Annotated in this window: 10 protein-coding genes, 2 rRNA genes and 1 pseudogene; 2 read left to right on the top strand and 11 right to left on the bottom strand. The window is 43.8% G+C overall.

The window, feature by feature from the left end; genetic code table 11:
* The 9 genes from DWX76_RS13070 to DWX76_RS13105 all read right to left on the bottom strand — a co-directional run.
* Positions 1-94 (bottom strand): 16S ribosomal RNA (locus DWX76_RS13070); the annotation flags it as partial.
* Between the two features lie 552 nt (positions 95-646).
* Entirely contained in the window at positions 647-1,723 is a 1,077-nt protein-coding gene (locus tag DWX76_RS13075) for a M42 family metallopeptidase (RefSeq protein ID WP_118570834.1), read from the bottom strand.
* Between the two features lie 12 nt (positions 1,724-1,735).
* Positions 1,736-2,101 (bottom strand): creatininase family protein, encoded by a 366-nt coding sequence (locus tag DWX76_RS15210; RefSeq protein ID WP_412694075.1) that lies wholly within the window; start codon positions 2,099-2,101, stop codon positions 1,736-1,738.
* Positions 2,083-2,496, bottom strand: a complete 414-nt coding sequence (locus DWX76_RS15215; protein ID WP_412694076.1) for a creatininase family protein — start codon at positions 2,494-2,496, stop codon at positions 2,083-2,085. The genes DWX76_RS15210 and DWX76_RS15215 overlap by 19 nt, the downstream gene beginning before the upstream one ends.
* 82 nt (positions 2,497-2,578) lie before the next feature.
* Positions 2,579-4,132: an ABC transporter substrate-binding protein gene (locus DWX76_RS13085; protein WP_118570835.1), complete on the bottom strand. Its 1,554-nt coding sequence runs from the start codon at positions 4,130-4,132 to the stop codon at positions 2,579-2,581.
* Positions 4,133-4,225: 93 nt separating this feature from the next.
* A complete protein-coding gene (locus DWX76_RS13090; RefSeq protein WP_118570836.1) occupies positions 4,226-5,203 on the bottom strand; it encodes an ABC transporter ATP-binding protein in 978 nt (325 codons plus the stop codon).
* Between the two features lie 14 nt (positions 5,204-5,217).
* Positions 5,218-6,186, bottom strand: a complete 969-nt coding sequence (locus DWX76_RS13095; protein WP_118570837.1) for an ABC transporter ATP-binding protein — start codon at positions 6,184-6,186, stop codon at positions 5,218-5,220.
* A 30-nt stretch (positions 6,187-6,216) separates the two neighbouring features.
* Positions 6,217-7,134, bottom strand: a complete 918-nt coding sequence (locus DWX76_RS13100; protein WP_118570838.1) for an ABC transporter permease — start codon at positions 7,132-7,134, stop codon at positions 6,217-6,219.
* Between the two features lie 5 nt (positions 7,135-7,139).
* Complete coding sequence (locus DWX76_RS13105; RefSeq protein ID WP_118570839.1) at positions 7,140-8,090, bottom strand: ABC transporter permease; 951 nt, start codon at positions 8,088-8,090, stop codon at positions 7,140-7,142.
* A gap of 402 nt (positions 8,091-8,492) precedes the next feature.
* Here DWX76_RS13105 and DWX76_RS13110 point away from each other — a divergent pair, with 402 nt between their 5' ends.
* Both DWX76_RS13110 and DWX76_RS13115 read left to right on the top strand, forming a co-directional pair.
* On the top strand, positions 8,493-9,530 hold the full coding sequence (locus DWX76_RS13110; protein ID WP_118570840.1) for a DegT/DnrJ/EryC1/StrS aminotransferase: 1,038 nt from the start codon (positions 8,493-8,495) through the stop codon (positions 9,528-9,530).
* 2 nt (positions 9,531-9,532) lie between these two features.
* Positions 9,533-9,811 (top strand): GntR family transcriptional regulator, encoded by a 279-nt coding sequence (locus tag DWX76_RS13115; RefSeq protein ID WP_118570841.1) that lies wholly within the window; start codon positions 9,533-9,535, stop codon positions 9,809-9,811.
* A 559-nt stretch (positions 9,812-10,370) separates the two neighbouring features.
* Here the strand turns inward: DWX76_RS13115 and DWX76_RS13125 are convergent.
* Together DWX76_RS13125 and DWX76_RS13135 are read right to left on the bottom strand one after the other, a co-directional pair.
* Positions 10,371-11,851 (bottom strand): annotated as a pseudogene (locus tag DWX76_RS13125) (IS1182 family transposase).
* 355 nt (positions 11,852-12,206) lie between these two features.
* Positions 12,207-12,292: ribosomal RNA gene (locus DWX76_RS13135) — 23S ribosomal RNA — on the bottom strand; the annotation flags it as partial.

Below are 12,292 nucleotides of genomic sequence, written 5' to 3' on the forward strand. Positions count from 1 at the left end.
ATCCGAAAACTTCCGCTAAATTGCTTCGTTCGACTTGCATGTGTTAAGCACGCCGCCAGCGTTCATCCTGAGCCAGGATCAAACTCTCATGTTAAAGTTTTGATTCCAGCCAAAATTTCGCTTGGCTAATTTTAACCGTTATTACTGTTGTTTTGGTTTTGTTCTGAATGTTCTCTTGAACTTCAAGGCTTAACCAAAAGCCTTTGTTCTTAGAATTTTCAGGGTTTTACATACTGTTCAGTTTTCAAGGTTCTTTGTTGTTGTCTCAGCGACAGCTTATTTATATTATCATAAATAATTGGCTTTGTCAACAACTTTTTTATTTTTTTAATTCTTTTCCAACCCAGAAGATATATAGACATTTTTACATTCATGTCCGTCTTTCGAATTGATTGCCCTTGTCTCAAGGACATGTGTTATAATACCAGAGCAATCTCATAAAGTCAAGCATTTTTCTAAATTTGTTATTCAACATATTTTTTTGTGATTTTTGTGAATATTCCAACTATTTGTTCAATAAAAAATGGATTTTATGCAGTTTCTGATCCTCTCAGTTTCTGCATAAAATCCAAAATTTCTTTTATCTGTTAATACCGATTTGACACCTACCACCTAAAGCAGAAGTCATCTCACATCTGATATTCTTTTAAAAACTCATAATCTGCTCTTCGTCAAGTCTTTTGAGAATTTCGCATGCCAGTTTAACAGCGTTATCAAAATCAGCATAGGCTGAAATTCCGTAATGTGTATGTGCATAGCGAACCGGAACTCCGATAACAATAACCGGGACTGCTTTTTCAGTCAGATGTATCGCTGCACCATTGGTTGAGCCAGCACTACGAACTGCATCCTGAACCGGAATACCAAGCTTTTCTGCCAGATCCAGCGCATATCTCTGATAACGCGGATTGGTGATCATGCGGGAATCAATGTGGCGGAGCATCGGACCACGTTTGATAGCTGTCTGAACCATATATGGCTCAACGCAGGTATCATCTGCCGGGCATCCCTCAAAAACAATTGCGATATCCGGCTTAATTACCTGTGCTGTCACGGTAGCACCACGCACACCAACTTCTTCCTGTGCTGCACAAGCGCCAACAATATCTACATTCAGATCCTGACCAGCCAGTGTATGCATTGTCTTAAGAATTGCCGCACATCCCAGACGGCAGTCAAAACTTTTTCCCACCATCAGATCTGTAGTTTCTGAGTATGTAAATGTCACATCCGGCACTACCGGTTCACCGATACGAATGCCGAACTTTTCAACTGCCTCTTCTTTCGAAACAGCGCCAACATCTACCGTGATATCTTTCATATCCAGAGGTGCTTTACGCTCCTGCTCTGTCATGAAATGCGGAGGTTTACTGGCAGTAAGACCCGGAATATATTCTCCGAATCGGTTGCGAACCCAGACTTTATGTGCCGGAATATTGTGGTTAACCCAACCTCCTACCTGAATGATGCGAAGCGTTCCGTTCGGGCAGATGGCCTGCACCATAAAACCAACCTCATCACTATGTGCGTCAAGCTGAACAACCGGACGCTTGCCGTTATTTTCTTTACGGCGGATATACAGGTTGCGCATGCGATCTTCTGTAACTTCTCCGAGTCCCTCTGCATAAGGGCGAATCGCTGCAACCACTTCATCTTCGAAACCGGATGTACCGTTTGCATTTGAAATTGCTGCAATCATTTCCAGCGTCGTTTTTTTATCCATTCTGATACCTCTTTATGAAAGTTTTACTTTCTTGAACTCTTCCATGAAATCAACAATGTAGTTTGCTGTGGTCTCAAGCATCTCCTTGCCCCACTCCTCTGTAGCGGTACTCGGATGATCCGGTCCAATCCAGCCGCTGTCAGTTACATGCGGAGTATTGCGAAGAATCTCAACAGTAACTCCCTTGTACTCAACGGAACGGAAACCGGTTGTCTTCAGGTTTTCGGACAGATGCTTGAACTGAAGCTCACCACCGATCTCGCTCTTATCAACTAACGACGGATCAATGCCAAGAATCGCCGCTGTTTCTTCACCGCCGCCGTGGCCACCTTTCCATGCCGGGTTCATATCCCATGCCATCAGCCACCAGTTAAGCATAGCAACCAGGCAACCCTTGTCTTCGAATTCCATGCCAAGCGCTCAATCATCTTAATGTTTCCGCCATGTCCATTCAGAAAAACGAATTTTCTGGCTCCGTGACGATACAGACTCAGGAACACCTGACGGCAGAACTGATAGAGCACTTCATTGTCAATATCAATGGTACCCGGATACGGAGCTAAGCTCTGGCAAGCGCCATACGGAATAGTCGGAGCAATCAAAACATCGCTCTTCTTCTCGATTTTCTCTAACAAATGCTCCGGAATCAATGTATCTGTTCCAAGTGGCATATGACGGCCATGACACTCAATACTTCCAATAGAAACAAGTACCATATCATTTTTTTCAAAATATTCCTGGGCCTTCGGCCAGGTCAGATTTGCTAATCTCATAATTTTCTTTCCTTTCATGTAATAATTATTCTCTGCTGAAAAATCGGACTATCCGGAAACCGGATAGTCCGACATCCGTTCATTACTGTGCTACTTTAACCTTCTCCAGGCTGTGGTAACCATTGGCATCCATAACGAATCCTTCAACCTTCTTGTTAGCACCAACGTTGATGGAGCTGTAGTATACCGGGATATTATTGTTAATCTCATCTAATTTAATTGCAAGTTCCTTATAAAGCTCTTTACGTTCCTCTTCATTTGTGTTGGAACGAGCCTCTTCGATCAGCTTATCAACATCCGGATCTGCAAGGAAGCTTCGGTTACCTGCAGCACCCTGCTGAGTTGAGTGTTCAAGAGAATAGTATGAGTAATCAGCATCTCCACTGGAGGTTGTCCAACCAAAATATGCTAAGTCGTGATCGCCGGCGGTAGTTCTGGAAATAAAGCTTCCAAACTCGAGAACTTCTAAGTTGCACTGTACACCTACTTCAAGGAGCATTGCCTGCATAGCCTGGCACATCTCGATACGGGACTGGTTATCGTTAACCCACAGAGTTGTAGAGAAACCATTCGGATATCCAGCCTCTGCAAGTAATTCTTTTGCTTTTGTCGGATTATATTCTTTAACACCTGTTGAGTAATAGCCAAATACTGCCGGAGCAATAATCGAATCTGCTGTCTGTCCGCTGCCTGCATTGATTGTATCAATAATAGTCTGACGGTCGATAGCCATAGACATAGCCTCGCGAACCTTCGGATTATCAAACGGCTTTTTGTTCATGTTCATGGATACATACCAGCAGGTAAGAGACGGAATCTCATAAACCGTAAGTTTATCATCGCTGTTAACCTTCGGAATATCGTTTACAGCTAAATCATATGCCAGATCTACTTCACCGGTTTCCAGAGCAATGGTACGCTGGGAAGTTTCCGGGATAACCTTCATAATCAGATTTTCTGTTTCCGGTTTTCCTGCATAATAATCATCAAATGCTTTCAGTGTCACATGATCACCCTGATTCCATTCAACGAATTTATATGGGCCGGAACCAACCGGATTCAGAATAAATGCATTCTCATCTGCTTCCACAACTGCCTTCGGAACAATTGCTGCAAATGGAATTGCAAGGTTGCGAAGTGTTGGTGCGTACGGTGCAGTTGTCTTAACCGTTACGGTATGGTCATCATCCACTGTAACTTCTTCAATAAAGTTAACAATGTAAGAAACAGCTGCAGAATTACGTGCACGGTCAAGGGAGAATTTAACATCTTCTGCTGTCAGATCGCTTCCATCATGGAACTTAATGCCCTCACGAATTTTAAATACATAAGTCTGGTCATCCGTCTGTTCCCAGCTTTCAGCAATCTGAGGAACAACTTCGTTGGTCTCTGGATCAACTGTAACCAGCGTATCAAAGATCTGTGTATTAACCTGAACAGCCGGTGTTTCCTTACCCTGATGCGGGTCAAGGGAGGTAACGTCCGCGCCCTGTGCCCAAGTCAGAGTGGTCTTATAACCGTCAGCAGTTCCACTGTCGGCTCCGTTGTTTCCCTGTTTGCCGCCGCAAGCTGCCAGTGACAGTGCCATAGCTGCTGCCAGCACTAACGACATAGCACGATTAAAATTTTTTTTCATACATTTTCCTCCTGTCTTCCTCGTTTTTATAAAACGTATTCCACATTCACTGCGGTACATACCAATACCGCAGCGACAATGTACACACTTAGGTTAAATCTCACCTCTCTGCACACGCAGGCAGGTAACAAAGTGTCCCGGTTCCTGTTCGGTCAGAACCATATCCTGCTGACGGCATGCATCCGTAGCATATGGACAACGTTTTGCAAACCGGCATCCTTTTTCCGGGTTAATCGGTGATGTAATCTCACCCTTCATTGTAATACGGTTCATCGGAACCTTTGGATCCGGAATCGGAATGGCTGATAAAAGTGCCTGTGTATATGGATGCATCGGATGTTTAAATAATTTATCGGACGGTGCTTTTTCAACCATCTGTCCCAGATACATAACCAGAATGTCATCGGAAATATATTTAACAACCGAAAGGTCATGTGTGATGAACAGGTATGTCAAGCCAAGGTTGTCCTGCAGATCCTGCATCAGGTTCAGAATCTGTGCCTGAATAGAAACATCCAGCGCCGAAACCGGCTCGTCACAGACAATAAACTTCGGTTCCAATGCTAATGCACGGGCTATACCGATACGCTGACGGCGGCCACCGTCAAGCTCATGAGGATAGGTATTGATAAGTCGGCCTGCCAAACCTACCATATCCATAATCTCGCGTACACGTTTCTGAATTCCTTCTTTATCTTTCCGATCAAAAAGCTTCTGTACAAGCAGCGGTGCAGCAATTGCTTCACTGACTGTCATACGAGGATTTAGCGATGCAAAGGGATCCTGAAATATGATCTGCATATCGCGGCGCATATCCTTCATCTGTTTATCATTCAGAGCCCGAATATCCTTCTGGTCAAAATACACTTTGCCATCCGTCGGCTCGTGGAGACGCAATATGGCACGTCCCATTGTTGACTTTCCACAGCCAGACTCACCAACAACGCCCAGTGTTTTTCCGGCATCAATGGTAAAGCTAATATCATCAACGGCATGAAGCATACCATTCGGTACAGGGAAAAACTTTTTCAGGTGTTCAACCCTCAGAATTTCATGATTCTGTTCTGCCATATCTCTCACCTCCTTTATTTCATGCAGCGGAAGCAACGAACCTTATGGCCGTCTTCCAGTTCCATAAGCTGCGGGTTCTCTACATGGCACCGTTCTTCCGCATACTTGCAGCGGTCAGCAAATTTGCAGCCCTTCGGAAGCATCGTTGGATCCGGCATCATACCATCAATGGCTGCCAGCCGACGGCTGTTTGTCTCCAGATTCGGAATGGAACCAAACAGGCCTTCCGTATATGGATGCAGAGTATTTTCATATACCTGAGACAGCGTTCCATATTCTACGATTTCTCCTGCATATATAATTGCAACACTGTCACAGTTCTGTGCAACAACACCCAGGTCATGGGTAATCAGCAGCATGGATGTATTGTTCTTCTGCTTCAGGTTTCGAATCATTTCCAGAACCTGGGCCTGGATAGTAACATCCAGAGCTGTTGTCGGCTCATCCGCAATCAAAAGCTGCGGATTGCAGGCCAGAGCAATTGCAATGATTACTCGCTGCTTCATACCACCTGAAAACTGATGCGGAAAATCATTGTAGCGTCCTGCAGGAATTCCAACCATCTCCAGCATATCGCCTGCCTGCTTTTTAGCATCCTGCTTGGAAAGCTCCGGATGATGGTTACGAATAACTTCCAGAATCTGATCGCCTACAGGCATAACCGGATTTAAAGATGTCATAGGATCCTGGAAAATCATGGAAATCTGACGACCGCGCATCTGACGCATCTCTTTTTCCGTTAATTTCAGAATATCCTGATCTTCATACATAATTTCACCGGAACGAATCTCTCCCGGCGGGTGTGGAATCAAGCGCATAATGCCACGCGCAAGGGTTGTTTTTCCTGCACCCGTCTCACCAACCAGACCAAGGGTTTCACCTCGCTTAATCTGCAGGTTTGCATCGTTCAGTGCGTAAACCACACCATCTGATGTGGAATAGACGATATTTAAATTCTTAACATCCAACAAAATATCGGACATATATATCCCTCCTTTATGGCACTGCGTTCATTAGTTCTTAAGTTTCGGATCCATCGCATCGCGAAGGCCGTCACCCATCAGGTTTAACGAAAGAATCGTCAGCATGATTCCAAGTCCCGGAATCACAGTCACATGCCATGCATCGCGAATATAAACACGTGCATTGGACAGCATAGCTCCCCATTCCGGTGTTGGCGGCTGAATACCTAAACCAAGGAACGACAGACCGGCTATCGATAAGATTGCGCCGGCAAGACCAAGGGTTGCCTGCACGATAATCGGTGCAAGTGCGTTAGGAATAATATACTGAAAAATAATCGTACCATTACCGCAGCCAATGGAACGAGCTGCCTCAATGAAATCCTGATCTTTAACTGTCAGAACTGCTGCTCGGACGGTACGGGCAAATGTCGGAATGTATGCAATTGCAATTGCAATCATAACATTCCAAATGCTTGTGCCAAGTGCAGCCACAATTGCAGTTGCAAGAAGCATCGAAGGAATTGCCAGCAGAATATCCATCACACGCATGATGATTGTATCTGTTTTACCGCCATAATAACCGGAAACGGCACCGAGTATACCACCTGCACACAGCGCCAGGATAATCGCGATACCTCCGGTAAACAGAGAGTAGCGTGCTCCCCACAGCATACGCAGCAGCATATCACGTCCAAATTCATCCTGACCGAAAATGTGCTTAGCACTGGGACCTTTCAGACGATTCACCAAATCCTGCTTTACAACGAATTCGTTATAGATAGAATTGTGCGTTGCCGCATCAATAATAAGGGTTGAAACAGATATAATTACAAGTAAGAGAATAAACGCAAGACCAATCATTGCCATGCGGTTCTTACGGAAGCGTCTCCATGCTTCCTGCCACAGCGAGCGCTGCTTTTTTTCTTCGACTGCCGGATTATTAACCGGTTTGTTCTGTTCCTGCATATGGCTCACCGTCCTTTCTTGTAGAGTGATTTGATTCGCGGATCAACAAAGGCATAAATAATATCAACCATCAAATTCACTAAGGTAAACATCGTTGCCAGGAAAATAACACATCCAAGAACCATCGGAATATCCTTTGATTTAATTGATTCAACCATCAGTCGTCCAAGACCCGGCCATGAGAAAATTGTTTCTGCAAGCATCGCACCGCCGAGCAGGTTTCCGAACTGAAGACCAACTGCCGTGATAATCGGAATCAAAGCATTTTTCAGCATGTGCTGGAATGTAATGGTTCTCTCATCATCACCTTTGGCACGAGCGGTTGAAATATAATCCTGACGGATAACCTCCAGCATAGACGATCTTGTCATTCGTGCTACCATCGCTGCTGAGTTGAATCCCAGCGTCAACGCCGGCAGAATCAAGCTCTTCAGCATCGGCCCGAAGCCGGATGCCATACCCTGAGATGGGAGCCAGCCAAGTGTCAGAGAAAAAAGCATAACCAGCAATAAACCTGACCAGAAGTTCGGCATAGACACACCAATAAGGGCGAATACCATGGAAACATTATCCAGCAGAGAGTACTGTTTCTTTGCTGAGATAATACCGATCGGAATACCGATCAAAAGTGCAACTAGAATACCTGCAGTTGCAAGGATTGCCGTGTTCGGCAGACGCATGATTACCTGGTCCCAAACAGGAATACTGTTTTTGTAGGAAACACCAAGACTACCGTGAAGCAAATCGCGCATGTAGTGAAAATACCGTACGAAAATCGGATCATTCAATCCCAATTCCTCACGTTTCATTGCCAATGCTTCAGCGGTTGCCTGATCCCCCAAGATAATAGCTGCCGGGTCACCTGGAGCCAAGTTCAGAATAAAGAACACGACAAATGTGACACCAAGGATAACCGGAATCAGCATAAGCAAGCGCTTGAAGACGTATTTGTGCATATAGTTTTACCTCCTGTTCCTCTTTATGATTGACTTTTCTGACAATGCAGAATCTTCTAGCCATTCTCAATAAAACAAGTATAATCTAGCTTCAATAAAATTGTCAACAATTCTCACATGCTGTTAACAGCAAAAATTGTCTGTAATTTTGTTTATTTTCACTATATTTTATCGCTTGACACTAATTTTATAATTTTCTGCAATCGTAAAATTTGCTATTATACATTTTCGCATTGATGTCAAGAAAGAAAATCATCAAAAATATTATCGTGTGACTTTTCAGACATTTCACACAGAAAATAATGCTTTCGATTTTGTTAACAATCCACTATAATGAGCTTACAGCTAACGGACAAAAAACATCCGTGTAACCCATTTCTACTAGTAAGGAGGAGATGAAACATGCGAAAAATTGGCGGTATGTTCCACTACGAACCAAGTAAACCTATCGAAAACGGATATTTTTCACGTATCTGCTCACCTAAGGATGATCTAGCATTTGCCATGTCCGGACGATGCGGTATCTATTATTGCCTGCAGGATATTGCACGGCACGATACACGTAAAGTCGCATATGTACCTATGTATACCTGCGAGACGGTCCTTGCTCCTTTTGAGAAAGCCGGGTATCAGCTGAAATTCTATGACTTGGACCAAGATTTGCACAGCGTTTTTGACCCTGCAGTCATCGATGAGATCAGTGTTTTATCTCTTTGCGGATACTATGGATTCTGTAACTATGACCATGATTTTGTTAAAGCATGCAAAGATAAAGGAGTTGTGATTTTCGAGGATGTAACTCACTCCATGCTTTCTGCTGACGGTATCGATCCACTTTGTGATTATTTTGCCGGTAGCTTCCGTAAATGGATGGGCGTTGCCTGTGGTGGATTCGCTGTCAAAAGAAACGGAACTTTTGAAACACCTCTTCTGCCGGTAGAAGCAACACACCTTAAGCAGCGCAAAGAGTCGATTGAGACGGGTAACGGCGACATTTTCTGGGAGGGTGAGTTGCGCCTTCGCCAGATATTTGACAGCTATGCAGGCGATGAGAATTCGGAGTATATCCTGCGCCATGCAGATTTTGATTCAATCTGTCATGCAAGACGTGAAAACTATGCTGCGCTTTTAAACGCGCTTACAGCACCTCTTCACGGCATACAGCCTGTATTTCCTGAACTTCCAGAGGCTTCCGTTCCAAGTCATTTCTGCCTGTATGCCGAAAAGCGCGATGAACTGCAGCAATACCTGGCAGATCATCAGATTCGCTCGACTGTCTACTGGCCGGTTGGACCGCTGGTTCATCCTCAGCCAGAATCATCGGTACAATACATTTATGACCACATAGTATCTCTTCCCTGCGATCAACGCTTCTCATCTTCTGATATGCAGTACGTTGCGCAGGTCTTAAGGGATTATTCTGAAAATTTTATGAGGTAAATATGCAGGGACAACGAAAAGCATCCAATACTACTACATCCGAAATTGTTCTTGAATCTCTGCGAGAGCAGATTATCAATGGAACCCTTCAGCCTCAAGAAAAACTGATAGAGGCTGAAATTGCTCAGAAATTCGGACTTAGCCGAGGTCCTGTGCGCGAAGCGCTCCGGCAGCTTGCCGTCGAAGGGCTTGTTGACTATTGCCCGAACAAGGGCTGCACAGTCGCACTGCTTTCTCCACAAGATGCCTATGAAGTCTTTTTTTTTACGCGGCAGCCTTGAAAAGCTGGCGATTCAGAAAAGCAATTGCCGTCTCAGTGATTATGATCTCATGATAATGGAAGCCAGCATCGAAGAATTCCGAAAGGCTATTCTTGCAGGTAATACCATGAGGCCGTTCATGCCGATGAGACATTTCACCAGCAGATCATCCGCTCTGCCCAGCTTAATCGACTGACAAAAATGTGGGAGCTTCTAAGCCCACTGAATGGTGCCATGTTCCTCTCGGTTCAAAATGCCAATCGCTTCGGACAATTAAGCGGAGATGCTGAAACGCTTCAGAATGCCAAATGCTTAGAATCAAACAACACGGATCCAAGCCTCTCCCATAACGGAGGTGCTGCAGTATGGACACACCAATGCCTGTTGGAAGCCATCCGGAATAATGATCTCCAGACCGCCTGTGCTCTTTTGGACCAACATTATGAAGGAACTAGCAGACGTGTGTACAGACTTTCACTTATGAAAGAACAAAACTTTTGATTTGATTCATTATAAAAAAGCGGTGCTGGATTTGATATCCAACACCGCTTCAGACTGTAGAGAATCTTGGTGCTGGGTGTTATGCCCAGTACCATTTTTCTTTAAATTTTGATTTTATTCTTGTTCTTAGCTCAAAATATAAAAAAGTGGCTGTATTCCAGCCTCGTTTTTCCAGAATCTTTGCCAGTTTTTTCAGATTCATGCATGCAAAGGTAAGCCCGGCTTTCATCTCCATCCGTGCCTTTCCTACATATTGCGTATATCGAAATCCATGCTGTTCTTTCGCTGTACCGAATATCCTCTCTATGGTTTCTTTTCTTAACTGATAGATCTGTCTGTTCCTATCGTGTGCCGAATGTCTTCTGCCACTTCCATATATTCTTCCCATACATGACGTGTGATCATTTTTACATGATCCTTACTTTCTGTGCATTTTGAAAGATATTGGCATTCAGCACAATGTTCACCGCAGCTTTTATACTCTTTATATCCACTTCTGTTTGTTGTACTGTATGTCAATATATGTGCTCCCGGACATATATAACAATCATAGTATTCATCATATGCGAATTCGTGTTTTCCGAAAAAGCCTTCTTGGGTCTTGGGACGGGTATACGGAAAAAGTGGTTGAATTCCATCTTCCAACAGCTGATGGGCGATTGCCGGAGTTTTATATCCTGCATCTGCAACTACCATGTGCGGATTCAGTTTAGATATCTTATCGTATAATGCCTTAAAAGTACGACTGTCATGCTCATTACCAGGATGTACTGTATATCCAAGGATCCAGCCATGTTTATCACAGGCAGTTTCTACAGCATATGCAAAAACGTGTTTATGTTCACCCTTTCGAAACCATCCACTTTCCGGATCGCTGATGCTGCATTTTTGTGTTTTCACATCTTCAGGAAGTTCTTCAGATATAGAATCCTTATCATTTCCGGTTCCACCGGACGCAGGTGGCTGGTTATCATCTTTTTTCTTCAATGGCTTTTTTCCATGTGCCAGACGATCTTTTTCAATCTCTTTATTTAATTCCTCTTCATACCAGAGAGCCTGTTCGTGTGCAACCCGCTTACGCATTTTTTTACTGTTTGCACAGGCTTTTACATGTGTTGCATCCACGAAGATCTGTTCTGTATTTACAAGCTTATATTTCATACAATCTTCCAAAATCTTTGAAAAGATCTGCTCAAAAAGGTCTGTATCTTTGAAACGGCGGGTATAATTCTTTCCAAATGTAGAAAAATGAGGTACTGGATCTAACATGTCTAGTCCGAGAAACCAGCGGTATGCAACGTTTACCTCAATCTCTTTCATGGTCTGACGCATGCTTTTTATCCCATAGAGATACTGAATGAATGGTATCTTTATCAGCATGACGGGATCCATACTGGGACGGCCGTTATCCGGACAGTATTTTTCTTCAACCAGATCATAAATAAAATTCCAATTGATTGCCCTATCAATTAATCGCAGCATATGGTTTTGAGGTACCATGTCATCCATGGAAAACATCATCATTTGTTCTCTTTTTTTATCTGCATTTTTCGTCATCATAAAAAAACACCGCCCTTCTGATATTTATTATATCAGAAAAGCGGTTCCAACAATAGCAAAACCCTGCAAAAGCAGGGCTTTGTCTACAGTCTGAAGCGGTGCTGGATTTGATATCCAACACCGCTTTTTTACTGCCTAAAAATAAAAAAGAGCGCGCGACGGGACTCGAACCTGCGACCTCCTGATCCCAAACCAGGCGCTCTAGCCAAGCTGAGCCACACCCCATCATCCACGTTTATATTTGATTTTCTTGAACGTTTATATACCTTCAAAACTGCACACTGAATTTCTTCTACTTTCTATCTTCCATCCTTCAGGAAATAACTTCCTCCTACCTATCCTTAACCATAACCTTTTGGTTAAGCCCTCGACCGATTAGTAACAGTCAGCTTCACGTATTACTACGCTTCCACCTCTGCCCTATCTACCTCGTCGTCTTCA

The organism is Clostridium sp. AF21-20LB (assembly GCF_003478795.1).
GTDB lineage: Bacteria > Bacillota > Clostridia > Lachnospirales > Lachnospiraceae > Otoolea > Otoolea fessa.